Below are 24,192 nucleotides of genomic sequence, written 5' to 3' on the forward strand. Positions count from 1 at the left end.
CGCTGCAGCGCACCGCTGCAGACCTCAGCGGCGCTGTTCCAGCACCGCCACGTCGTCGGGCGCCAGTTGCACCGAGTCGTTGCTCGGCGCCGGGCCCAGCAGCGCGCGCATGGGCGCCGGCAGCCGCACGGCATGCGCGGCGGTGCCGTGGTTGATCAGCACCACGATGCAACGCGTGCCATCGCTGCGCACGCCCACTTCCACGTCGTCCGGCACGTCGGCCAGCGGCGCGTGCACATCGGCGTCGCGCAGCCAGTCGCCGGTGAGCCGGTCCAGCGTGGCGTCGTCGAACCAGCCGCCGACATAGCTGATGCGGCCCTTGCCGACACGCCGGGTCAGCAGCGCCGGCGCGCCATCCAGCCAGCCATTGGCCGTGCCGTACCGGAGCGGCGCGGTGGTGTCGGCGGCGGAGGCCTGCAATTGTTCGGCCCAGATCCTGGCGCTGCCGTCTGCGCCCGCACCGACCAGCGGGATCGGCTTGTCCAGCGCATAGAACTGCTCCACGCGCCCACCGAGCAAGGTCGCCAGCGGACCGGGCTGGCGCTGCGGATGCAGGCCGTTGTCGATGTTCTTCATGCCGCTGCGCGGCCCCAGCACCAGGTGCCCACCGTGTTCGACATAAGCCTTCAGCCGCTGCGCCTGCGCCTCGGTCAGCACGTTCAGTGCCGGCGCCACCACCAGCTTGTAGCGCTCCAGCGGCGCCATCGCCGAGACCACGTCGACCACCTGCGCCTGCTGCCGCAGCGGACGGTAGAAACTCTTCATCTGCACGACCGGATCGAAGTCGGCCGCGTGCTTCTGGAAACCGATCGCCCAGCGGCTGTCGAAGTCGTTGATCAGCGCCACCTGCGCCTGCGGCGTGGTGCCGGCCAGCGCCGGCCCGGCCTTGGCGAACTCGGCGCCGACCTGCTGGATCTCCGCATACACCGGCACCGGCTCGCCATCGGCGCCGACCAGGGTGCCGTGGTACTCCTCCTGCCCGTTGGGCGCGGCGCGCCACTGCCAGTACGACACCGCATCGGCGCCATGCGCCACCGCCTGCCACGCCATCGCCCGCACCTGGCCCTTGCGCAGGGCCACGTTGGTCGCGCGCCAGTTGACGAAGCCCGGCTGGGTCTCCATCACCCAGTAGTTGCGCTGCTTGTAGCCGCGGGTCAGATCGTGGCGCGCCGCGTTGTCCACCCAGTCGTAGCGTTCGCCGGCGACGTAGTCGTCCCAGGCGGCGATGTCGAGCACGCCGTGCACGGTGTAGGCGTCGAAACCGGCGAACCAGCCCATGGTGTTGGTGGTGATGAACTGGCGTGGATCGGCATGCGGGCGGATCGCATCGATCTGGTTGCGCGAGTAGTCGGTCCAGGTGTCGCTGACGAAGCGCTTCCACTCCAGCAGCAGGGCCGGGTTCTCCTCGTCCTCGCGCACAGGGATCTGCGCGAAGTCGTTGTAGGTCTGGCTCCAGTACGCCGTGGCCCAGCGCTGGTTGAGGGCGTCGATACTGCCGTACTTGCGCTGCAGCCAGGCATGGAACTGCGCCTTGGCCTCGGGATCGAACGAGGACTGCGCGTACTCGTTGTCCAGTTGCCAGCCGACCACGTGCGGGTTGTGCCCGTAGCGCTGCGCCATCTGCTCGGCGATGGCGTGCGCGAAGCGGCGGTAGCGGGTACTGGCGAAGGAGAACTGCTGGCGGTTGCCGTGCTCGTCGCGTACGCCATCCTGGCTGACCCGCAAGGTGTCCGGATAGGTCTGGGTCAACCAGGCCGGCGGTGCCGCGGTCGGCGTGCCCAGCACCACCACCATCCCATGGCGCGCGGCGGCGGCGATGGCGCGGTCCATCCAGGCGAAGTCGTACTGCCCCTCGCGCGGCTCCATCCGGCTCCAGGCGAATTCGCCGATCCGCACCACGCGCACGTGCGCCGCCTGCATCAGCGCCAGATCGTGCTCCCACTGCGCTTCCGGCCACTGCTCCGGATACCAGGCCACGCCGAGCAAGAGCGGCGCAGCGTCGCGATAGCGGGTCGCCTGCGCCTGCGCCAACGGCGGCACGCAGAGCGCGATCGACAACAGCACGGCAAACAGCGCAACGCCGCAGCGTTGCGGAAAACGGAACAGTGGCATGCGCAACATCCTTCGCAACAGGAAATGCCGGCACACCCCCTGCGTGCTGCCGGCGTGTGCATTGTGCGCAGCTTTGTCCTGTGTGCACTTGTGCATCTTGCGGCGTTTGCGCGCGCAACTGCGCACAATCCGCACCCCGCACCTCATCGCGTAACGCAGGATGCGCCAACGCTGCAGCGCGTCATCCAGCAAGGCCCATGCCTCCATGTGGACTGAGGACAGCGTTGCGCTCGCGTTGCGCCACCGGTCTCACTTGGACGCTTTGGACGATCGCGACATTGAAATGGTCACCTGCGCTGGCTAGCGTCACGCCTCCCCCACCCCTGGAGACACCATGAAGACCCCTCGTTTGCTCGGCACCTTGCTCGCCGCGGCCGCCACGCTGTTCTCGGCCGGCGGCGCCTCGGCGCAGACCGTCACCGTCAATCCGTCCGAAGTCCACCAGACCATCCAGGGCTTCGGCGGCATGAACGGCGCCGGCTGGATCGCCGACCTCACCCCGGCCCAGGTCGATCTGGCGTTCGGCAGCGACGCGGGGCAGATCGGCCTGTCGATCATGCGCCTGCGCATCGATCCGTCCAGTTCCGGCTGGAGCCAGCAGGTGCCGTCGGCGGTACGCGCCCGCGCGCACGGCGCGGTGCTGCTGGCCACGCCGTGGTCGGCACCGGCCTACATGAAGTCGAACAACAACCTCAACAATGGCGGCAAGCTGCTGCCGCAGTACTACGACGCCTACGCCAAGCACCTGCTGGACTTCACCGCCTACATGGACAGCAAGGGCGCGCCGATCTACGCCCTGTCGCTGCAGAACGAGCCGGACTGGCATCCGGACTACGAGTCGGGCGACTGGAACGGCACCGACTTCCTCAACTTCATCAGCGCGCAGGGCGCGAAGTTCGGCAAGTTCAAGCTGCTCGCCGCCGAGTCGCTGGGCTTCAACCCGGCATTGACCGACCCGGTGCTCAACAGCAGCGCCGCCCAGTACCTGTCGATCATCGGCGGGCACCTGTATGGGGTGCAGCCCAAGGACTACCCGCTGGCGCGCAGCAAGGGCAAGCAGCTGTGGATGACCGAGCACTACACCGACAACACCGATGGCAATGCCTGGCCGTCCGCGCTCGGCGTGGCCAGCGAACTGCACAACAGCATGCTCGCCAACTACAGCGGCTACATCTGGTGGTACATCCGCCGCAGCTACGGGCTGATCGCCGAGAACGGCACGGTGAGCAAGCGTGGTTATGTGATGTCGCAATACGCGCGTTTCGTGCGCCCGGGCTCGGTGCGCATCGGTGCCACCGCCGCGCCGTATAGCGATGTCGCAGTCAGCGCCTACAAGACCCCGAGCGGCAAGCTGGCTCTGGTCGTGGTCAATACCGGCACCCAGCATCGGCAGATCACCGTGCGCGTTCCCGCCGGCAGCGCCACCGCGTTCACCAAGTACAGCACCTCGTCCAGCCTCAACGTCGGCTACGGCGGCAAGTACAGCGTCACCTCGGGCCAGACCGTGGTCTACGTCGACCCGCAGAGCGTGGCGACGCTGGTCGGCGAGTGACCTGCGTGATGGCGTAAGTAGGCCAGATCGACCCGCGGCAGCCGAGTGGTGCCGCGGGTCTGTTTCTTACAGGCTTGCTTCTCGCGTCGGTGCGGTGCCGCGCCTTGCACGGCGGCACCGCGGTACGCCGCCGATACTGGGACTCGCGGTCAGCCCAGCTTGGCCAGGAATGCCAGCAAGGCCTGGTTGAACTCCTCGGCATGGCTGGTGTTGCAGCCATGCGGCGCATCCTTCAGCAGCACCACGTCGCTGCCGGCGATGGCGCGGTGGGTGCGCTGGCCGGAGCCCTCGTACGGCACCGTGGCGTCGGAATCGCCGTGCAGCACCAGGGTCGGCACGTCGACCTTCTTGAGATCCTCGCGGAAATCCGTGGTACCGAACGCCTGCATGCACCCAAGCGCCGCGGTCTGGTCACTCTGCAGGCAGAGCGCGATCGCCTCCTGGCGCTGCGCCTCGCTCACCTTCAGCGTGCCGTGCGCGCTGAAGAAGCCGCGGGTGAAGTCGTCGAAGAAAGTCTCGCGCGAGGCCTTCAGGCCCTGCTCCATCTCCTGCGCCTGCTCCTTGCTCAGCGGTCCTTCCGGGTTGTCGTCGGTCTTGAGCATGTAGGGCGGCACCGCGGAGGCGAACACCACGCCGGCCAGCTTGTCGGTGCCATGCTTCGCCACGTAGCGCGCCACCTCGCCGCCGCCCATCGAGAAGCCGACCAGCACCGCGTCGCGCAGCTGCTTGTCCTCGAGGATGCCGGCCAGGTCGTCGGCCAGGGTGTCGTACTCGTAGCCGTCGGCCGGCTTCTCGGAACGGCCGAAGCCGCGGCGGTCATAGGCGATGACCCGGTAGCCGGCCTGTTGCAGCGGCCCGACCTGGTCCTTCCACGCCTCGGCCGACAGCGGCCAGCCATGGATCAGGATCACCGGACGACCGGCACCGCCGGTATCTTCGACATGCAGACGGACGCGTGCGCTGGTTGCAGCCATGGGCAGGACCTCGTGGTAGGGAGTCGCGGCAGCTTCCCTTGCCGCATGTCCTGCCCGCGTGATTGCCATGTGTGGGGTCGTTTAACGTGATGCGAAAGCGCTCAACCGATCCGCGACACGGCGCGCGTCAACTGGGCCAGGGCGTCCCGCGCGATGCTGTGGAATGCCGCGGACATGTGCGCGTCCTCGCTGACGCGCTCCCAGAACTGCACCGCCATGCCGGCCGCTGCGCGCCAGTCGTCGCGCTGGTCTGGCAACGGCAGCGCCCAGGCACTCGGCACCCACCAAGCTCAGCCAGCCATTGCGCGGCGCCGGCGGCGCGGACAGCCACCAGTCAATGCACCAGACCACATCCACACCGGAAGACGACATGGAGCCCCGCGAACACATAACGTCGGGCCTCGCGCGCGCCTGCGATCGAATAGATGCATGAATAGATAATCGACTGACGCAGGGCAAGGCCCTGCCTGTTTTTCTGGGCTTTCTTGCATCTATGCGTCAATCCAGAGCGCCAACCGTGAATAGATTGATGAATAGATACTTGCGCCGATCTGTCGCTTCGATGTCTCGAAGCAACCGATCGCGAGCGCCGGCTGGCGCTCGCTCGATCAATCGATCCGCGCGGTAACGCGAGCGCGCCGGGCATCACGTCCAGTTGTCGTTGCCGAAGTCGCCGTCGTCCTGGAAGTCCTGGCCGATGTCCTGCTGCGGCGTGTCGTCGTAATAGTTATTGTTGGTGATGTTCTCGACCACCGTCTCCTGCGGCGCGCCGCCCCCGAACAGGCCGCCGCCGTGGTGGCCGCCCAGCAGGCTCTCCACGCCCTCGAACAGGAACATGCCGCCGGCCACGCCGGCCGCGGTGGTGGCCGCGGTGCTGAGGAAGCTGGGACCACGCGCGGCGGCCGGGGCCGGCGTCGGCTCCGCGGCCGCAGCCCCGCCACCGAACCAGCGCTCGCGCCAGCCGGGTGCACTCGTGGCGGCGGCAGGCGCCGGCGGCAACGGCGGCGGCGCTGCATTGAAACCCTGACCCAGGAAGCTGGCGGGCGGCGGCGGTGGCGTGGCGGCCTGCTGCAACTGCGCGATCTGCGCCTTGGCGGCCTCCAGCGCGTGCTCCAGCAGCAAGGTGCGCTGCACCAGCAGATACACGGCATCGGGTTGATCGGCCAGGCGCGCATGGATCAGCGCGTCGGCCTGCGGATCTTTGGCCACCCCGCCGGCGCTGCGCAGGCGCGCCAGGAAGTCTTCGAGAAGCTGCTGTTCTTGCGGAGTCATACCCGTACCTGGATGCGATGACCGGCCCAGTGCCGGCACGGCACGGTATGGGCATCGCCCAGCCCGCGCCAAGGGCATGCCCTGTGCGCCAGTGCGCCGGCATTCATCCAGTCGCGGCATTTGGACGCCGCAGAGATGCTGGCGGCGCATGGCGTCCGGCAGATTCGGGCACCTCGCAGCATGACGTTGTAGTCAAGCGGGGGTGGATAACCCAGAGGAACGGCCACAACACGCGGTGAGCACCTGCGGCCGGTATCCGCGCCAGCGACGGGGTGTCCCGAAACGATGCCGGCCGCGCGACAGGTCAGCCCAGGCGCAGCGATCCGCCCCCACCCGTTCGGCCCTACTTCGCCTTGGCCGTGCTGGAGGACGACGCATCGCGCGGCAAGCGCGCGGCCCACATGTTGTCGACCAGATTCGGATACGGGCGGCCGTTCTCCTCGGCACGCTGTTCCGCCGCCGCCTTCTGCGACGGCGACAACGGCTGGCTGCGCTGACCGCGCGGATTCGGCTTCTTCCACGGAGGCGTCTTGGACGAGGGCATGGGCGTCACGGCAAACGGAGACGGGCCATCGTGATCCCGCCGCGCGTGCGCAAGTAGTGAAGGCCTGCCGGTGTCGCCGATGAGCTGCATGCTCCACCTACTCCGAATCCACCCCAGCCAGCGCGAACACCCAACGCGGCACCACGGGTTCACCGGCATAGAAGGCCTTCGGCTTGTCCTCGGCCATCGCCCAGCGGTGCAGCCAGCTGATCCCGCCGGGGCCGGTGTAGCCCTCGGCATGGGTGTAGGCCGGATCGCGCAGTGCCTCGTCCAGGGAAATGAAAGCGTAGCCGCGGCGGCGGGTGGCCGCGACCAGCTCGGGGAAGGTAGCGGCGTTGAGCGCGTTGGCGTGCATCAGCCACACCTGCGGGATGCGACGGCCGAACAGGGCCTGCGATTCGCGTTCGAAAAAATCCAGCTTGTTGAGCATGTAGGGCACGTAGCCCTTGCGCAGCCGCAGCAGCATGGCATCGCGCGCCGGACCTGCCGGCTCTTCCAGCACATGCGCGTAGGCGAACGCCCACACCCACTCGCCGCTGTCCACGGTGACCGGCGCGACGCGGTAGCCGTGCGCGGCCAGGAAGGCATTGACCGCCTCGCGGTCGGCGACGCTGCGGCCGGTGGCCAGATACGGATGACGGAACCACTGCAGCGGCTGAGCGCGTTCGGCCAGCAACGACCGCAAGGTGCGCTCGCCACGGACGATCGCGTCTTCGTACGCCGGCACGCCGACCTGGTGCAGATTCACGTGGCCGTAGGTGTGGTTGCCCAGCGCATAGCCGGCGTCCAGCCAATCGCGCAGCATCGCCACGCGTTGCGGCTGCACCTGCCCCGCCTGCTCCAGCTTGTCCTCGTTGACGAAGCCGACGATGGGCACTTGCGCCTGCCGCAGCGAGGCCATCAACTGCGCATGCAGCGCCGGCAACTGCGCTGGCGGCGTCTGCTCGATGCGCTGCCACGGCAGGTCGTCGATGGTCACCGCGATGCGGCGGGTGTCGTCCTGGGCCTGGGCGAGTGCGGTGATGCACAGCAAGGCCGGCAGTAGCAGGCGGCGAAGCAGTTTCATCGGATGCTCCCGGAGTGAAGCACCAGTCTATCCGGATGGTCGCCGCAGCCAACATGGCACCATGTGCCGGATACGAACCCCGCACTAGCACGACATCAGGAGACGAAGGAATGAGGAAGGCGCTGTGGCTGGTCTGGACGTCCCTGCTGCTGGCAGGGTGCACGAACGTGGCACAAGCACCCGCGGCGGTAGCAGCAGCGAAAGAAGCCGCCGCACGGCCTGCGGCACCTGCCGCACGCACAGTGGCAACGCAGCTCGGCGGACAGCGCGGCAGCGGTGCGCCTTATGAACTGGTCGGGACCGAGGTGTGGGATGTTCCCGATCCCGTGTCCGGTCGCACGTATCAGGTGTTCGTGGCGCTGCCTGCCGGCTATGCGGACCATCCCGAGCGGCGCTACCCGGTGCTGTACGCCACCGATGCCGACTATGCGTTTCCGGTGGCACGGCAGATCGCGCGGCGCTTGAACGGCGAAGGGCCGGCAATCGAGGACTTCATCCTGGTGGGCTTGTCGTATGCGCTCGGTGATGCGCCGACGCCGAGCCGGCGCCGCGACTACACGCCCACCACCGAGACCGGCGATGTTGCGGCCGCCGGTGCCACTCACGGGGGTTCCAGCACCTACATTGCGTACTTGCGCGACCAAGTGCTCCCCTTCGTCGGCCAGCGCTATCGCACCGATGAAGCGCGACGCCTGTTCCTTGGGCACTCCTACGGCGGGCTGCTCGGCACGCAGATCCTGCTGAGCACGCCGGAGCTGTTCTCCGGTTACATCCTGGGCAGTCCGTCGTACTGGTTCGGCGAGCATGCCATGCGCGCCGAGGAAGCGCGCTTCGCTTCGAGTCACCGCGACCTGCCGGCGCAGGTCTACCTGTACGTCGGCGAGTACGAACAGCGCCGCTACGGCAAGCACTACGACATGGTGACCGACGCGCAGCAGATGGTGCAGACCTTGCGTGGACGGCACTATCCGTCGCTGCGCCTACAGATGGATGTGCTCGCCGACGAGGATCATCTGAGCGTGGCGCCGCGTGGGCTCACCCATGGATTGAAGTTTCTGCTGGGTGTGCCACCGCAGTGAGGCGCAGCGACCTAGGCTGCGGTCATGCGCAAGCTCCGACCGTCGCCATGGGCCATGGTACGCAATCCACTCCCTACGACCAGCCCAAACTCTTCGCCTCATCTGCGCGCTGATGGGAAGCAGCGTGTATAACTGAATACCGCTGGTCGTTGTTCAAGGCACTCCAAGATGCGTCTCCCATCGTGCGATGCGTCGCTCGCAGCTGCCTGGTGAGCGCGCCACGCACAGGTCGCCTCAATACTTCAGCGCATCCGCGGTCGGCGCCAGTGGCGCGAAGCGCGCGCCGCTGAAGTCGTGTAGCAACTGGAACGCCTGCGCACCCCGCTGCGCCACTTCGCGGAAGTCGCTCTTGCGCAGGCGATAGAGCCCACCATCGCGTGCGAACACCAGGTCACCGCCATCCCACTCGGCCCAGTCGCTGCCCGGCAGATCGACCAGCACGTTGCCATCGCGGTCCAGCACCCGGTGATCCGAGCCATACCACGCATGATTGTCCTGGCCAACCACATGCAACAGCGATTGCAGGCGGCGGCCATTGGCGCCGAGCTTCTCGCGCACGCGCGGACGGCTGAAGCGGAACAGGGCGTCGCCACGCAGGCCGCCACGTTCGCCCTCGCCGTCGTCGCGCAGCTGCCAGCCATCGCGCTCGCGCAACACGCCGTCGATCGGCTCGTCCTCGCCGCCGCCCGAATCCGCACCGAACGGGCGCACCTGCAGATCGTGCGGCAACTGGAAGCCGGTCGGCATCGGAAAAGGATCCCGCCCCTCGCGCGGCCGATGGTTCAACAACAAGGTCCGCTCGTCCTCGAACATCCCGCCGCCACCCCAGCTGTCGCCCTTGGGCCACAGCGCCAATGCGGTGAAGAACGGCGGCCGCGACAGCGCGGTCCAAGTACCGAAGTCGCCATGCTGCTTGGAGGCGAAATACACCAGCAGCCGTCCCGACGGCGACAGATCGCAGCGCCGCTCGTAGATGCGGCCCTTGAACCACTGGCCGTGCACGAAGCTGTCGTCGCGCAGATCCCAGTGGATCAACTGCACCTGCTTGCTCGGCCCGCGGCGGAAGATCACGCCGGTGCGCGCCTCGCGCGCCAGTAGAGCGAACAGGCGGGTCGCCGGCGGGCGCTGCGACACGGGGGACGGAGTGGATTCCATCTGCGAATCTCCTCGCAGGACTCAGCCGTCACAGTGGCAGACCCGCGGCATCGCGACAACCGCCGCCGGCGCACCGCATTCGCGACGCACATGCCACCACCGATGTCCGCAAACGGCGGGCCACCCGAGCCCGCCTCTGCCGCGTCGCGCTACTTGGCGATCACCGACGTTCCCGACGGCACCATGTAGCACGCCTGCGCCTTGGCACAGGCCTCGGCGTTGATCTCGGCGATCTGGCTGGCCAGGTACTGCTCCGGAGTCAGGCCCATGCGGTTGCGGTAGGCGTTGTCCGCATCGGCCTTGGCCACCTGCTCCTGCTCGCGCTGGCGCTCGGCGGTGGTGGCTTCCACCAGGGTCTTGACCCGCTGCTGCTGCGCCGCGGTCAGGTTCATCTGCTGCAGCACGTCCGGGTTGGGACGGGCGCGGCCGAGGGTGATGTTCTGGATCTGGATCGGCAGGCCCTGCTCCTTGACCAGGGCGCGCACGTTCTCGGTGACCGAATCGTCGATCTTCCGCGCCGTATCCGGGTCGCTCATCATCCGGGTCATGTCGTAGCGCTTGACCTGATCGCGCACAATCGCCGCGTACTGGCTGGCGACGTTGTTCTTGAACCAGTCCTGGCCGAAGCCGGACAGCAGCCGCGCCGGCGCGGTGATGCGGTATTGGATCTGCGTGGAGAAGTCCAACAGGATGTTGTCGCTGGAGGAGAAGTCGTCGAAGGCGACCTGCACCGTCTGCGGCGTGGTGTCCACGTACACGGCCGAGGTCGTCATCCACGTGTAGGTGCGGCCGGGATCGCGCACGTCGTCCAGGCGGATGCCGCCCTTGCCGAACAGCAGCGGCTTGTCCACCAGCACCGCCTGCTGCCCTGGATCGGGCGAGACCACGGTACAGCCGCACAGCAAGGCCGCCACGGCGGCGGCCAGCAGGAAATATTTCATCGATGTCCCCCTGAAGGACGGCGCCGCGCGCCGTCGTGTGCGGGGGATGCTAGCGCATCGTCGGGGTGCAAGGCATCTGCCGGCATAAGCAGACCCGACGCTCCTTGACCTACATCAAACGCGAATAGTCGCCAACCTGGTTACAGACCTCTTGAGGCGGATCGCCCAACCTCACAATGCGACGCTTGCGGGCATCGGCCTCCCCCTTCGGAGACACGATGCGGTACAGCAGGTATAAGCGACCTTCGGTTTCCCACAGGCCGAAGCTCGACAGATCCGAGAACTGGTAGGTTCCGCCATCCGATCGGCGCGCTGTGAAGATGCATTCGGCATAGCTGCCCCAACCACAATTGGCATCCAACGCCTGAAGACCACCTTTTCCGTCCAGGTCGAAATGATAGGCGCGCCCCGCGTCGCCTTCTACCACCGTTGGAGTGATCTGCAGCCCTGGCACGGGCGATCCACGATCCCAGTCGCTGGCTTGCTTACAGAGCGCTTCTCCCGGAGGCTCTTCTGCGCGGGCAGCAGGGAGATTAGCGCATCCGGCCAAGGAGATAGCGATCAGCACGATAAGCGCGACCAGCCACAAGCGCGGCCTGTGTTGATGTTGCTCAACCATCGGTCACTCCTTGAACATGGTCTGCGACTGGTATGCAGGGAAGATAGCAATCGGGCTCGTGGCGCTCCACAGGACATCCCGCTGGAGATGGGTTCGCATGCTATCCAGCTCAGCGAACTCCCGACTTGACGCATGGCCGCGTCGCGCGTTAAAGAGCAGGACGGAAGACAGAATTGACAAAAGGATATGGCGAAGACGCGTCCGCTGAAGATGATCTGGCTGGCTTGCGCCGCGATCGCCACCCTGTCCACGGCGGCCTGTTCGGCACAACCACCGGCCGATGCCCCGAAGCCGGCAGCGCGCAAGGAACAGCCTGCCGTGGCGGCGCCGCAAGTTGCACCCGACAGTGCTCCGCCGCCGGGCGAGTACATCACCGACAAGGGATGGGGTCGCCTGCTGATCAAGCAGCAAAACGGAACATTGACCTTCTCCCTGGAAAGCACCACGGGGGAAGACGTGTGCGAGCTGAATGGCGCGATAGAGGGACACACCGGCGTCGCCAAGGGGAACAAGGGCCAACCCACCTGCCAGGTGAAGTTCGCCAGTACGCCGCAGGGCATTGACGTAGCGGCTGCCACGCCCGCCGAATGCAAGACGTTCTGCGGCTACAACGGGGATTTCGAGGCGCCCTACCTGCGGGTCAAGGATGGCTGTGGTCGGGACGAGCTGGACCGCACACGGACGACCTTCCAGCGTCTCTATGATGCGAAAGACTACAAGGCGGCGCTCGCCACCTTGTCGCCAGTCGTGCCGAGTTGCCTGCCGACGCTGGAATGGGAAGACGAAGGCGCCATTCGCAACGATCTGGCCATCACCCAGTACAAGAATGGCCTGTATGCGCAGTGCCTGGCCACACTCGACAAGTATGCCGAGGACGCCGCCAAGGACGACGACGCGGCCGTGGAAGGATGGACGCCAATGCTGGCGGACCGCTACCTGGCCATCGTGCGCGCAGCGAGAACCAACATCGGCCTGTGCCGCAAAGGCGCAACGAAGAAGTAGCCCCCAACGCGAGGGAGTGTCATGGCAGAAGGGAATGAGGGCACCACGCCGCCGCCGGCGACCACACTGACGGATTCGGAGCTGCGGGCACTGGCCTACTTTGGCGTGGGCATTGGATCAGAAGGAGGCGACAGCGGGAAGAACGTCTCCTATCAACTCTCCTTCGCCGGCAATGTTCGCAATGGGGTGATGACCCCAGTGGGAAACAGCGGCTATTCCATCGGCACCTTGCAGACGGATTTGGGCCAGCATCCCGAGGTAGCTGCGTCTCTGGTGGAGGCGTATCAGACCTGGGCGGGCAGAGCCCATCCGGACTGGGTGCTCACCGAAGCGCAGCAAACCCAAACAGCCAGCGACCTCGGCCGCAACGGGCGCACGATCACGGCCCAGCAAGGTCGGGCCTTGGACGCGACCGTCAAATCGCACCTGGATACCTTCCTCACTTCGGATGCGGGCCTCACCTACGTCCACGAGCGTGACACTGCCCAGGTCAACTTGTTGATGCGGCCCGGTAGCGGGGTCAACCAGCTCCGAGAGACAGCGCTCTACCAAGGCGCGACACTGGACGAGCAGGCCAAACTGGCCACCATCGTGCTGAAGCTGGAGAACCAAGGCGGGGAGCGCTACTACCCAAGGATCATCGACGGCATCAGCAAAGGAACGATCACCAGCGCGGAAGACGCCCAAACCGTCGTCAACGGATTTCTGCCCAATCGTGGTGGGCGAAGCCGAACCGAGCCCGATTACATCGAGACCGGCGCTGCGCACGCCCTTGAGGCGACAGATGTCTTCAACGCCTTGCGCAACGCGGACGCGCGCAGCCCGCTACATCAACCCTGGCAGAACGTATTGGCCAATCCACTGGTCAACCCAACGCAGACAGGGCAGGACGCGGCAAGGCCGAATCTCAGCGCGGAATACACGACGGTCAAGAATCTGTTCCTGCAGAAGAGCAATGCCCCTGCGCTGATCGAAGCATTGAACCAGGGCGGAGCCTACGGCTACAACGTCCCTGATCGTCAGGGGCGTCCCCGGCCGCAGTCCACCAGCCTGTATGCCTCGGGCGACGACTTCGTCGTGATGGACGGGAACGGAGTGGGCAAGGCCTATATCGGCGGCGCTTGGAGCGACGTGAATCGCGCCGACCTCACGCGCGTCAATAACCACGACGGCACTGTCGATCTGAACATCAGCCGCGGCGGCACTACCGATCGGCTGCTCCACCTGAATCCGAATGCACCGGTCTTGCGTCCGCCGCAACCAGCAACCGGCCCGGTCGATCAGACACCACCCACACCTGTGCAGCAGGCACCGCTCCCGGGGACTGGAGAGCGCGGTGGCCAACGACAAGGCGCCATTGAATCCAACCCAACGCCACTATTGCCGACAGACCTGCGCGATCCTGCGCATCCCGGAAACGCGGCATTTCAGCGTACCCTCGGCGAGGTCCACCGCATGGAGGACGGGCAAGGCATTCCGCATGGACCGCACAGCGAGAAGGTAGCCGCTGCACTACTCGTAGAAGCGGAGCGAAACAAGCAAGGCATCACCAATGTCGAGATGCGAGCCGACGGCCAGGTGCAGGGCATCGCGCGCTACAACGCCTTCGAATCCGAGAGGCGTGTGAACGTGGATCCGCAAAGCGCTCAATCGGGAACCATGGAGACCTACGCCGCGCAGTGGTCCCAGGCGCGCTCAGCCCATTACGCCAGCAACGCACCAGCAGCGGAGCGAACACCCGAACAAAACCAGGCATTGGCCCTGCTCCCACCCGAGGATCGACAGATATTCGACAAGATCCGCGGCGCGACGCCCGGCCATCTCTCGGACGATGTGGTGGCAAAGGCACTGTATGCAGCGAAGCAGGATGGCATCGCGGACGCGTCCAAGATTGATAGTGTGCACATGCTGGGAGACCGTCTTGTGGTGAACGGGACGACGCCCGGCTTCCGTTGCGTGGTGGATGTTTCACAACCAACGCCGCCGCTGCAGGAAACCGCGCATCAAACATTGGCACTCAACCAACAACAGGCGATCGCGCAGCAACAGGATGAGACTCAACGGCAGCAGCGGACGCAGGACACAGCTACCAGAACGGTGTGAGCAACGTACGCTGAGTGCGGTCGCATCGTCGGTAAAGCTCCAATAGCATTGGCGTCCGCTGTAGGCGGCACAGCCGCTGGACCGCCGTGAAAACTTGTTCTTCGTGTCCGCGTTCAAACCGTGGTTCGCATAGTGACGACGACGCGGTTCTGCATGACCGAACAGCTGGATGACACCGCTGACCGACGCACAAACATTTGAATACGTCGCAGCAGTTACAAGCGACCACAGTATGGCGACTCCACTGCCGCCTCAGCGAAGGGCTTTCAGGCAGAACTGCTGCATCGCGTTGCCTTCTTGCGATGCTTTTGTCACCGCGCCATTGCGCAAGAACGGCATCAAGTCTCTCGTCACCGAAAGACCCACGGCATTGGATGCCGCGACACTTTCCGAGACATCTTTGACGTGAGGAGCGAGGGCAATCGAAGGTAGATCCCTGCTCCTCACCCATCCCAGTGCCTGCAGTTGCGCACATGCACCCATCGTGTAAGCCAGGCGCTCTTCCTGTTGCATCTCGGACGTCGTGCCGCTGAGACCACGCAGCAGGTGGAATGTTTCGTGTGCCGTCGTGGAGACGACATTCGCGGCGGCCAGATCACTTTCCTTGTCTAGCGCGAATGCATAGCGCGCGCTTGCGCTGGCCGCCGTTGCCAGGGACGACTTGCGGGCAATGAGTTGTTGACCGGGACTGATCAGATCCACAGTCAACTCCAACTCCATGCCAGGCAATTTCGATGTAGCGACGGCGTACTGCATTGCCGCCAGCACTGCGTCACAGGCGGGCGCAGCGTAGGCGTCTGCACTCCCCTGTCGTCGCAAGGCGACGTGCAGCGTTCCGTTGCGACACTCGTCAATGACAGTGAATTTTTCGGCCGCGCGTGAGCTACCAGGCAACACGCTCACTGTTCTGACCACGAACACCGGTCCGAACTTCGACACCGCGGTCGCGTGCGCGCCCTCTTTGGCGAGCAAGTCGGCAGGTGGCACCTGAATGGAGGTGCAGGCTGTCAGCAAGGAGAGCACCATCGCTAGAGCAGTGGCGCGTGTTGGATATCGCTTCATTCGATGTCGGATCAATGCAGCCACCCGCCGCTTGCGGGCTGTGCGGTCGACTCCAGCGCATAGTCCGCCCGCTCTTCGCGAACGCGGTTCGACGGTGGTTCGCGCAGCGGCTGGTGTGCGATCTGCAGCAGCAGTTCATGCACATCGTTCGCCACGGCACAGAGCGTGCTGCCCACTTCCGGCAGCGCCTGACCGGCACCCTCGGCCGCATCGCCAGCCGCCACTATCCGGGCATTGGCGGAGACGGTCTCGGCCAGTTGAGTGAGCCTGTCGATCTGCTGCTGCGTCATGCGGAACGTGCCGCTGCCGGCGTCCGTTGCTGCCTGGATAGCAGCATCGGACCAGGCGCCGCGCGTCGTGTCGGTCCGCTGGGCGGGATAGGAGAGCGCGCCCAGCACCAGATCCACTTGTTCGGCCAGCAACTCCAGGCAGAGCGCCAGTTCGCCCATGCGTAACTGGGGTTCGGCGGCGCGCTCCTCGGCCTGCGTGCGTGGCTGGGCCAGCCGGACCAGGAAGCGCACGTGATCGCGCATCTTCGTCAGGCGGAACTGGCTGTCCTCCGGCAGGAAATAGCCGGGCATGTCGTCGTCGTCCAAACGGACGTGCGCCATCGTTGCCTCCTCGCTCCATGAAGGGGTCCGGCCGCCACGCATGGCGGACGGGAAGTCGGGAGGTTCGAAACCGCTAACAGACGGCGGGCGTATTCCCCGAGGGGTGTTGTATTAGCCGCCCTCCCGACGCCGGCATCGCGTCGGCTTGCGCCCGAGCTTCGGGCACAAAAAACCCGCCGGTTTGTCGGTGTTGGGTACCGCTGTTAGAGGAGTTTCGACGCTCCTTGACGTGGAGATTGCTAATGCACGCCATGGCGTGTCAATAGCGATTTGTAGACCTTGCGTTGGGAAATCGGATTCCTCTAACGCTATGTCAATGGACCGGCACGGGCGACTGAACCGCCGGGATTTGAACTAAGCGTAGAGGAAGTGCACTCTGACCCCTGTTTTACTTCGTCTGCGGGGGATGCTAGCGCATCCGGGGGAAGCAAGATATCTGCAGAGTGTTCGGGTGAAGTGTAGTGCTGATCAGCGTTCGTACGGTTAGAAAAGGGCCGGCGCAACGACACTTTTAGAAGATTGGAGAAGCAACATCTATTAAGTCCCTTGGTAAGGTACGCAGAATTCAGTCTCTATGTCCGGCGGGCTTGAACGCTCTGCACTGCGCGATTAGAGCTTCTCCAGCGTCGCTTTCCTTCGTCATCGGGTGACCATCGAAAGCCTCGATGACTTCTGCGCGAACACGTTCAGCGCTTTCGGATGAATCCACTACGTGCGAGTCATTCGAGGCTACTCCGAATCCGGGCAATGCCGACGGTTCCAGACGCCCCAGCGCCACCAGTTGTCCACACAGCCCGTAGTGATAGGCAGCGTATTCGTTACCCGCCAACGCTGTATCGCCTGCGGCGAACATGCCGACATGAAAAGCTTCGTGCGCGACAAGGTCTGCAATGTTAGCCAATGTCGCCTCCTCGGTCTGGAGTACAGGTGCAATGAGTACAAGCTTCGGCCCCCTGCCAATTCTGAAAAAACTTTTGTGGTAATTAACCCGGCTTGGCACAATGAGCAAAGTTATAGAGATATTTTCGACCCGTGACTGTGAACGCACAAAGTCCAACGCACTCGCCGCTATTTTACAGATGATCTTTGGCGAATCTTTAATCGTTTCGTCCATAGCCAACCTGATGCGGACATCTTCACATGCGTACCTATTCCTAAGAATTAATTTACTCTCCGCACCTTGCGTAGCAACTTCCGAGCGCGTAATAAATAACCCGAGCCCGGACGTAGCCGTGTGCTTGTTCATTCCCTCCATAGAGAGTTGCGGCAGCTCTGACGCGCTTACATCTAGCAAAGAAAAACCAATCAGCAGGCTTAGCAACAGCGACACGACTGATTTATTAATCGCAACGTCTTTACTTTCACTCCCCTGAGGTTTTTTAAACAAATTTTGCATGCAAAACAAGGCGGAAAGAGAAGAAATCCATCAGCATACGTATGTATGCCGCTCCTTTTTCAAAAAAGGGGGGCCTAAGCCCCCCTTTTCGCTTTACTGTGGAGGGCATTGCGTTGGAGAAGGGTATCTTGTACACGGCGGATTCCCGTAGACGGTCGCCGTAAAAGAAGCGACAGACTGTCCTTCATATTTAGTGGCAACCGACATTTTTTTCTCGCCTTGGAACATCGACGTAAACGGCACCGTCTCGTAACGAACGCTGTCCGCGTCACCTGCATTCGAATATGCCCAAGAATTCACCGAATCAGGGTCCGCCAAGCGAATCACCGCACCAGACTTCACGTATGGAAAAGTGTGAGTAGCCACAACGGAGTTGTCGCTTGACCTCACAAGCAAGACATTGACCATCCCATTTGCCGGATACGGTATGGTGGAACCGGTTGTGTCAATCTGGAATTGAGCAGCATCAGCAGTGGAATCAAGCGCAGCCGCTAGAGCGGCCAGCATGATGCTTTCTTTTCCTCCACCGCCTCCGCCCCCGCCTCCCTTCTTTTCCCACTTGATTTCAGCACCAGCTTTGCATTCGCCGCCTCCGCCTGTCTTTGCGCTGCATTCTCCATAAGCGCGGACAGAGGTGTTATAGCTGGCACACCCGGCTGTGCCGATTGAAATCAATGACAAACCGATACTAGGAACTAGAGCTGACTTCTTCACAGAGACCTCCGTTTCGCTGAAATTCAGCGATGTGAGGCTAGCGTGGAGTTGCGCACAAGATTCTGACATCCATCACATTTCTAATGGCAGCCTGAACTTTTTCAAGCTTGTCCACACTGCTACATGTGAAAGCAGAAGCAGCAGCCCGGTAACGCCAGGGATTAATGTTAAACTAGAAAATACCCCAATTACTACCAAGAGTGCTGTTATCACAACTTCTAGCATTGGCAGGGAGGCAATTGTTCTTTTTCTCCCCAACATCCAATCACAGCATCCGATCCGGTGACAACCAAGCTTCGCCGAGATATAAATCAAAAGCGTCGATAGCATGCACCAGTCTAAAACATAACCGATTAGCGACCAAGATAATAAAAGAGGAAGCGCAACCAGAATCCAAATTGTGGAACTCAGTAGTGCTCCTGTCCAGCTGACAGATCCGTCTCGCCGCAACAGGCCACGCAACTGTACTCCATAGAGCATCGACAACCCCCACCCGCCACCAAAAATAAAAGAGCGAATGAAGGGCTGATTTAAGGCAAGCCATATAGCGCAGCTTAGTGAGATCGCCATAAGCAGTCCCACTATTGCACGCAGATTTATATTTACAAAATCAACTATGGCTCCTATAAGACCAGTTGAAGCACGGCTATCGAGGGTCATAATGAGTCCGAAAGAGTCTTTAATATAAGTAATATCCACGCCCCGGATAGGGAATAACCTCGATAGTCAAAAGCAAGCCAACATAAAGTATAGAAGAAATATTAATACGTGCAGCGCTTAGTGAGTTTGCGCAAACTGGAATCCGAACTCCCTCTTGGCCTCGCTGAGCTTTACCGCATCAGGCCGACTTCCACTCGCACCTCGGCGTAGCTAGTGGCGCGTCAGGACTCTCAGCAACTTAGAGCGTCCTCGCGTCGCGAAGCCGCTCCTCGTTCTCCCCCTCGCCGTAAGACTAGGATCAGTGCATCCACCCACTTCCTGAAGGCAAAGTGCCCCACTGCACCGCATAGACCGCCCGATCCTCTCGCACACCATTGGGCGTTGATGCAGGTAGCGGCTGGCGCTTGATTTGCTGCAACAGTGCGCATACTTCGTTCACCGCATCGCTGAGCGTGATGCCGGCACCCATCGAAATCTCGCCGCAGCCCTTGGATCCACTGTCGAACGCCTTGACCGTAGCGTGAAACGCGACGGTCTCTACCAGCAGGTTGAACCGCTCGACTTGCTCTTGCGTCACCCGAAATGCACCACTCTCCTTGCTCGGCTTGACATCCATGGTCACATCGGACCAGGCGCCATGCGTCGTGTCAATCCGCTGGGCCGGATAGGACAGCGCTCCCAGCACCAGGTCCACTTGCTCGGCCAACAGCTCGAGGCAGAGCGCCAGTTCGCCCATGCGCACCTTGGGTTCGGCGGCGCGCTCCTCGGCCTGCGTGCGTGGCTGCGCCAGCCGGACCAGGAAGCGCACGTGATCGCGCAGCTTCGTCAGGCGGAACTGGCTGTCCTCCGGTAGGAAATAGCCGGGCATGTCGTCGTCGTCCAATCGGTCGTGCGCCATCGTTGCCTCCTCGTTCCATGAAGGGGTCCGGCCGCCACAGACGGCGGACGGGAAGTCGGGAGGTTCGAAACCGCTAACAGACGGCGGGCGTATTTCCCCGAAGGGTGTTGTATTAGCCGCCCTCCCGACGCAGGCATCGCGTCGGCTTGCGCCCGAGCTTCGGGCACAAAAAACCCACCGGTTTGTCGGAGGTGGGTACCGCTGTTAGGGGAGTTTCGACGCTCCTTGAATTGGAGATTGCTACTGCACGCCATGGCGTGTCAATAGCGATTTGTAGACCTTGCAGTGGACAATCGGATTGCTCTAGCGCGATGTCAGTGGCTACGGAATACTTGGCAGACAGCCTCAGCTGGACGCTCGAAGGTAGAGACATGGCGAACACAATGGAAGAAGTGCCCGCAGCGCCCGCTAAGCATTCCGAAGATCGTGTGGCAGCCCACGCACTCAGCTTTCCTTGGCTCGCAGAGGTGATGAGCCACTACTCGCAAGTGACCGAGCAGAACCGCGCTGGCCCAGTGGAGCGGTGGAGTTTCATCATTGGCTTGTTGGGCGCGGGGTTTGGCATGTTGTTCGGCACTGTGCTGGATGGCAAGGCCGGGTTTGTCTGTGCTGCAGTGGGAGTCACCATCGAGCTCATTGGCTTTGCAGTCGCCGCGATTTTGCAGATCAAACGAGAGCTGCCGGGTGTTAGACAACCCTACGCCACACATGCAGAGCAGATGGAGCAGGAGTTTTCCCAGTACCAAGACATCGTCACGGCACTACGCGCGTTTCCGCTTGAGCAGCGCCGTCAACGCGAGACCTTCATGCGTGACCGCCGGACGAACATGCATGAACGCCTGGGCTTGTTCACCGGCGGAATGGAGAAGCTCGGGATCATGCCGGTGCTGCTCGCCCTCTATCTGCAGTTCAAGGACTGGCACTGGGGTGACTGGAGCGTCCTGAGCAAGATCACGATCATGCAGAGCGTTCTCGCCTTTTTGCTGCTGTTCGCTTACGCGCTTTCCTGGCACCTGATCCGATTGCGCGTTCGCGTGCAGACATACGAGCAGCTGCTTGGTGAAGCGAACCGGAAAGACACTACCGCAAGTGGTTAAGCACGCGTCACCGCGTAAAGAACCACTCCATGAACTCCTCGGCGACGTCGGGCGTCAGCTCAAGGACGGCCTCCGCGACCGCGTGCTGCCCCTTGGCAGCGGCGACGGCGGCTAGAGCGCAAGCAAGAAACTCAGGGTCCCAGGCGCGAGAGAACGCAGCCGCGACCAAGGAGGGGAGTTGCGCGAGGGAGTGCAGGTAAGCAGCCCGAAGATCCTCGGGGATCTCGGTCTGGCTCTTCGCGCGACAGATCTCGACCCAGGCAGGGAACTGGAAGTACCCGTGATCCGCCTTGTCGGGTGCCCGTGCCAATGCATGGACGACATGCGGCACGGCCGCGAAGGAAGCCGAATAGACGTCGCCCTGATGCGCAAGCGCGCTCCACAAGGTGAACCACGGCTCCGATCCATCCACGGATGAAGGCACCTCCTGTAGCCACGCCAACAACGTGGGGATGTCGCCGGCAGAGCCATATGCGTGCTGCAGTTCGGACCAGCGCGGACTTTCAAGGCTTAGCATCGTGCTTCTTCCATGACTCACTCAGACTGCATTGCATCGTGCAGGAAGCGAAACCCAGCCGATCGCGCTGCAACTGCATTATCACCATTCTCTGGCTCGGATAGCGGCACCGTGGGCGAATACATACTCCTTAAACCAGGATTTCACATTGGACTGCGATAGATGGCAAACAGCAAAATGCCTCCATTTCACGCCATCGCCTTGGCGACACTTTAATCCATGTTTTATTCACAGCTAAGCTCGTACCTAGCTACTATCTCTTTGCATGCCTCAGCTGTAAATAGATCAGCGCAGTTGAGCATGGAGAACTCATCCAACTGATGAATAAAAATGCGCGCATTGTCACTTGGAAGCCTTGAAGCCTGAAACATACCCACCTCATCTTCATTTATGAAACCAAGATCAATTCGCTCGATTATCTCATCTCGGAGACCTTTATACGGATATCGCGCCGATTCCAAATAAACAACTTCCCCACTGTGTACAATTTTAATTGAATGAAAATCTGGCTTTAGATAACTGGGGTATTTTCTTTTTAAATCCGCAAGAATTTCTATCCCACCACGCATACCCACTTGAGGAACAATTAAATCAGAAGACTCCTCTATTAGCCCCCTAATCGCTTCTTTCACCGGTAGTTGGAAGAACTCTCGATTATTGAGGTATCGGTAGCGATCAAAACGCCGATGAAGTCGACGCTCCACAGCTACACAATCAGCAACCAGTTCATCGTAAACCACGGTAAAATCGTCAGGCACCCCACTCCCTCTAATTTCTTTAGCCCTGATATATGCTGTTCGTTTTGTTAGACCTATCTTTACTAGACCCCGCATAACGGGATTGATCATTATGTATACAAATCCTGCTTTCATACTTCCCCCGGACCAATCGAATATTTTCGTCAAATACAGCCAAGCCCATAAGATCAGTCTTGCTCATCTACCAAGCTAGGGTGTCAGCCATACTTCGCCGCTCCTCCTCGACAATAACAGCCAAATCAGCTATTGCCTTAGTTAGAGCTGAGTGCCCACCTTTAGGGTCATATGTTAAAGATTTGAGCGCTAGATTTTCACGGTAGCTATTAATTATATCTTCATGAGGAATACCGGCAGCTTTTGGCATGCAAATATAATGAGGACGTCCTCCCTTATGAAAAAATGCAACTTTCTCCAGCAATATCCTTACATCGGGGTCGCTTACACCACAACCGATAAATAAGAATGTATGGGTTACAGCAAGCGCATCCAGCATCGCATAAAAAGAAGGATAATCATGGCGCGCCTTCGAATAATCTCTCCTGGTAAACACCATTTCGGCGGGGACGTCAATCGTTCCATGTGCCTTTAAGACAACAGACTGCCCGCCACGCAGAAAATCTGAAACATCAGGATCAGAATAGGATTTCACTCTAATGCTATTCTGCGTTGTATTTTGCGCGTAGGTGTCATATATTTTGTCGAAATTCTGGGTTAATACAATACGCGAATCTAATTTCAGAATTTCCTCATGGATTTCCGCATGATTATATCTAGGCGTTACAAATTCTCGATCTAATAGAGCCAACCATTCTTCGTCCAGCCTAGTCTTAATTAATTCACATGCAGTGAGAAGATCACCCGATTTTAGTAATTTACCGATATGACCATTGGGCTTCGGAATTCGACTTAGACCAGAAGATAGAAATCCAATCCAATCCGGTGGCCGTTTGTTTCCATCTCCAGAAACCGAGTTCATTGAAACGCCGGCACCTAGAAACAGAACACAGCGGCGGCGCGCGATATCTTTAATAAGCGATTCGGGCCACTGAATTGTCATTCTTGCAGCCCGCAACGCATGATAAAGTTATGTGCAACCTCTCCAATAACTTCTTCAAATTCAGAAACTTTGGCAAAGTGCGCGCCGACAACGCCGTCCCCACCTTTCAAATCAAATATTGGCTTATTGCTTGTCTGAGAGAGAGGGACGAGAGAGTGAAAATACGGGATACTTCCAAGCAGATATTGATGAACTTGAGTTGAGCTCGTCCCCTCATACCCTTTTAATAGCTCTGATCCAATTACTTGGGGAAGCCGTTTAAGAATACGCTCGTACGCCTTTACAGCTCGCTTTTCCCCTTGTGCATCTCGCCTAAAAGTGTATTGCTGTGTCACATATCCACCAAACTTTAATCTCCACCCTTCGAATGTCCCTAGAAGTTCATCCTCGCCGGCTTCAATGTTAGCCAAACCAATATTCAGCCTTTTTCGCCAATCTCCAAGAGCGGCCGATATGTTACTCACTGCTTGTAGAGTAAAGATATCCAGTGAAGCAGGAACCACAAAATAATCGCAAGCGAGGAGCACAGCTCGGTTTATTGCCCCCAAAGAAGGCCCCATGTCAAAAAGAACTAGATCAAATTGCTTGCACCTACTAAGAAGCTCGGAGAACATTAGGGTAGTACGCAGACCTCTAACCTGACCACCAGTAGAGGAAAGCCAGTCAGAAGACAATAGATCTTCCATGAGCGCCATCCTGGGATCACCAGCAATTAGCCCAAATCCAAACTCGTTTGTTTCAAAATAATTAAGATCCTGAGCGTAGCCTTTTCCAAGCTTAATAGGTTGAGCGAAGCTCCACAGCGTGTAATCTTTACCTTTTGAATATATCCTCTCGACAATTTCTGGCTTGATAACACTCTGGGTTGCGTTGCATTGTGGATCAGCGTCCACAACCAATACTTTAAAACCCTTCTTTTTTGCGAGGTATGCTGCCAAATTACACAGCAGCGTAGTCTTACCCACGCCGCCTTTATTATTAAAAACAGCGACAGCCTTCATCA

General features: G+C 61.2%; 23 protein-coding genes. 5 read left to right on the forward strand and 18 right to left on the reverse strand.

From position 1 onward, the window contains the following. Nucleotides 1-24: 24 nt before the first annotated feature. On the reverse strand, nucleotides 25-2,112 hold the full coding sequence (locus tag AC1PME_RS19035) for a beta-galactosidase (RefSeq protein ID WP_481096708.1): 2,088 nt from the start codon (nucleotides 2,110-2,112) through the stop codon (nucleotides 25-27). Nucleotides 2,113-2,446: 334 nt separating this feature from the next. On the opposite strand from AC1PME_RS19035, the gene AC1PME_RS19040 reads away from it, so the two are divergent. Then, complete coding sequence (locus AC1PME_RS19040) at nucleotides 2,447-3,664, forward strand: glycoside hydrolase family 30 beta sandwich domain-containing protein (protein WP_307546818.1); 1,218 nt, start codon at nucleotides 2,447-2,449, stop codon at nucleotides 3,662-3,664. A gap of 149 nt (nucleotides 3,665-3,813) precedes the next feature. Here the strand turns inward: AC1PME_RS19040 and AC1PME_RS19045 are convergent, their stop codons facing one another. The 4 genes from AC1PME_RS19045 to AC1PME_RS19060 all read right to left on the reverse strand — a co-directional run bounded on the left by AC1PME_RS19045 (nucleotide 3,814) and on the right by AC1PME_RS19060 (nucleotide 7,520). Further along, nucleotides 3,814-4,638 (reverse strand): alpha/beta fold hydrolase, encoded by an 825-nt coding sequence (locus tag AC1PME_RS19045; RefSeq protein ID WP_307546820.1) that lies wholly within the window; start codon nucleotides 4,636-4,638, stop codon nucleotides 3,814-3,816. A 645-nt stretch (nucleotides 4,639-5,283) separates the two neighbouring features. Continuing rightward, nucleotides 5,284-5,910: a DUF2076 domain-containing protein gene (locus tag AC1PME_RS19050; protein ID WP_481096709.1), complete on the reverse strand. Its 627-nt coding sequence runs from the start codon at nucleotides 5,908-5,910 to the stop codon at nucleotides 5,284-5,286. A gap of 343 nt (nucleotides 5,911-6,253) precedes the next feature. Then, entirely contained in the window at nucleotides 6,254-6,454 is a 201-nt protein-coding gene (locus AC1PME_RS19055) for a hypothetical protein (RefSeq protein WP_481098154.1), read from the reverse strand. Nucleotides 6,455-6,551: 97 nt separating this feature from the next. Further along, on the reverse strand, nucleotides 6,552-7,520 hold the full coding sequence (locus tag AC1PME_RS19060) for a polysaccharide deacetylase family protein (protein WP_481096710.1): 969 nt from the start codon (nucleotides 7,518-7,520) through the stop codon (nucleotides 6,552-6,554). Nucleotides 7,521-7,630: 110 nt separating this feature from the next. Here AC1PME_RS19060 and AC1PME_RS19065 point away from each other — a divergent pair, with 110 nt between their 5' ends. Beyond that, entirely contained in the window at nucleotides 7,631-8,599 is a 969-nt protein-coding gene (locus AC1PME_RS19065; protein ID WP_481096711.1) for an alpha/beta hydrolase, read from the forward strand. Nucleotides 8,600-8,833: 234 nt separating this feature from the next. Here the strand turns inward: AC1PME_RS19065 and AC1PME_RS19070 are convergent, their stop codons facing one another. The 3 genes from AC1PME_RS19070 to AC1PME_RS19080 all read right to left on the reverse strand — a co-directional run bounded on the left by AC1PME_RS19070 (nucleotide 8,834) and on the right by AC1PME_RS19080 (nucleotide 11,314). Further along, entirely contained in the window at nucleotides 8,834-9,754 is a 921-nt protein-coding gene (locus tag AC1PME_RS19070; RefSeq protein ID WP_481096712.1) for a hypothetical protein, read from the reverse strand. 149 nt (nucleotides 9,755-9,903) lie between these two features. Next, nucleotides 9,904-10,683, reverse strand: a complete 780-nt coding sequence (locus tag AC1PME_RS19075) for an SPFH domain-containing protein (RefSeq protein WP_019797028.1) — start codon at nucleotides 10,681-10,683, stop codon at nucleotides 9,904-9,906. A 121-nt stretch (nucleotides 10,684-10,804) separates the two neighbouring features. Further along, nucleotides 10,805-11,314, reverse strand: a complete 510-nt coding sequence (locus AC1PME_RS19080) for a hypothetical protein (protein WP_481096713.1) — start codon at nucleotides 11,312-11,314, stop codon at nucleotides 10,805-10,807. Nucleotides 11,315-11,500: 186 nt separating this feature from the next. Between AC1PME_RS19080 and AC1PME_RS19085 the strand changes: the two genes are divergently transcribed. Together AC1PME_RS19085 and AC1PME_RS19090 are read left to right on the forward strand one after the other, a co-directional pair. After that, nucleotides 11,501-12,316: a hypothetical protein gene (locus AC1PME_RS19085; protein ID WP_481096714.1), complete on the forward strand. Its 816-nt coding sequence runs from the start codon at nucleotides 11,501-11,503 to the stop codon at nucleotides 12,314-12,316. 21 nt (nucleotides 12,317-12,337) lie between these two features. Beyond that, nucleotides 12,338-14,419, forward strand: a complete 2,082-nt coding sequence (locus tag AC1PME_RS19090; protein ID WP_481096715.1) for an XVIPCD domain-containing protein — start codon at nucleotides 12,338-12,340, stop codon at nucleotides 14,417-14,419. 252 nt (nucleotides 14,420-14,671) lie between these two features. Here AC1PME_RS19090 and AC1PME_RS19095 read toward each other — a convergent pair whose 3' ends face one another. From AC1PME_RS19095 to AC1PME_RS19120, 6 genes are all read right to left on the reverse strand, one after another. Further along, nucleotides 14,672-15,445, reverse strand: a complete 774-nt coding sequence (locus AC1PME_RS19095) for a hypothetical protein (RefSeq protein ID WP_481096716.1) — start codon at nucleotides 15,443-15,445, stop codon at nucleotides 14,672-14,674. Between the two features lie 47 nt (nucleotides 15,446-15,492). Next, nucleotides 15,493-16,092: an XAC0095 family protein gene (locus AC1PME_RS19100; protein ID WP_481096717.1), complete on the reverse strand. Its 600-nt coding sequence runs from the start codon at nucleotides 16,090-16,092 to the stop codon at nucleotides 15,493-15,495. Nucleotides 16,093-16,657: 565 nt separating this feature from the next. After that, nucleotides 16,658-17,488, reverse strand: coding sequence for a hypothetical protein (locus AC1PME_RS19105; RefSeq protein ID WP_481096718.1), 831 nt, complete (start codon nucleotides 17,486-17,488; stop codon nucleotides 16,658-16,660). 93 nt (nucleotides 17,489-17,581) lie between these two features. Continuing rightward, the gene (locus tag AC1PME_RS19110) at nucleotides 17,582-18,202 is read right to left on the reverse strand and encodes a hypothetical protein (protein ID WP_481096719.1); all 621 of its coding nucleotides are present in this window, start codon (nucleotides 18,200-18,202) and stop codon (nucleotides 17,582-17,584) included. A gap of 72 nt (nucleotides 18,203-18,274) precedes the next feature. Beyond that, entirely contained in the window at nucleotides 18,275-18,862 is a 588-nt protein-coding gene (locus AC1PME_RS19115; protein WP_481096720.1) for a hypothetical protein, read from the reverse strand. A gap of 298 nt (nucleotides 18,863-19,160) precedes the next feature. Further along, nucleotides 19,161-19,760, reverse strand: a complete 600-nt coding sequence (locus AC1PME_RS19120; RefSeq protein ID WP_481096721.1) for an XAC0095 family protein — start codon at nucleotides 19,758-19,760, stop codon at nucleotides 19,161-19,163. A 371-nt stretch (nucleotides 19,761-20,131) separates the two neighbouring features. On the opposite strand from AC1PME_RS19120, the gene AC1PME_RS19125 reads away from it, so the two are divergent. After that, the gene (locus AC1PME_RS19125; protein WP_481096722.1) at nucleotides 20,132-20,857 is read left to right on the forward strand and encodes a hypothetical protein; all 726 of its coding nucleotides are present in this window, start codon (nucleotides 20,132-20,134) and stop codon (nucleotides 20,855-20,857) included. Nucleotides 20,858-20,864: 7 nt separating this feature from the next. Here AC1PME_RS19125 and AC1PME_RS19130 read toward each other — a convergent pair whose 3' ends face one another. From AC1PME_RS19130 to AC1PME_RS19145, 4 genes are all read right to left on the reverse strand, one after another. Beyond that, nucleotides 20,865-21,374: a hypothetical protein gene (locus tag AC1PME_RS19130; protein WP_481096723.1), complete on the reverse strand. Its 510-nt coding sequence runs from the start codon at nucleotides 21,372-21,374 to the stop codon at nucleotides 20,865-20,867. Nucleotides 21,375-21,598: 224 nt separating this feature from the next. Next, nucleotides 21,599-22,222, reverse strand: coding sequence for a GIY-YIG nuclease family protein (locus AC1PME_RS19135; RefSeq protein WP_481096724.1), 624 nt, complete (start codon nucleotides 22,220-22,222; stop codon nucleotides 21,599-21,601). A 91-nt stretch (nucleotides 22,223-22,313) separates the two neighbouring features. After that, nucleotides 22,314-23,189 carry an SIR2 family protein gene (locus AC1PME_RS19140; RefSeq protein WP_481096725.1) on the reverse strand — a complete coding sequence of 292 codons (876 nt, stop codon included), beginning with the start codon at nucleotides 23,187-23,189 and terminating at the stop codon, nucleotides 22,314-22,316. After that, nucleotides 23,186-24,190, reverse strand: coding sequence for a ParA family protein (locus AC1PME_RS19145; protein WP_481096726.1), 1,005 nt, complete (start codon nucleotides 24,188-24,190; stop codon nucleotides 23,186-23,188). Before AC1PME_RS19145 ends, AC1PME_RS19140 begins: the two co-directional genes overlap by 4 nt. Nucleotides 24,191-24,192 lie beyond the last annotated feature (2 nt).

It is taken from the genome of Xanthomonas sp. NCPPB 901 (assembly GCF_056725085.1).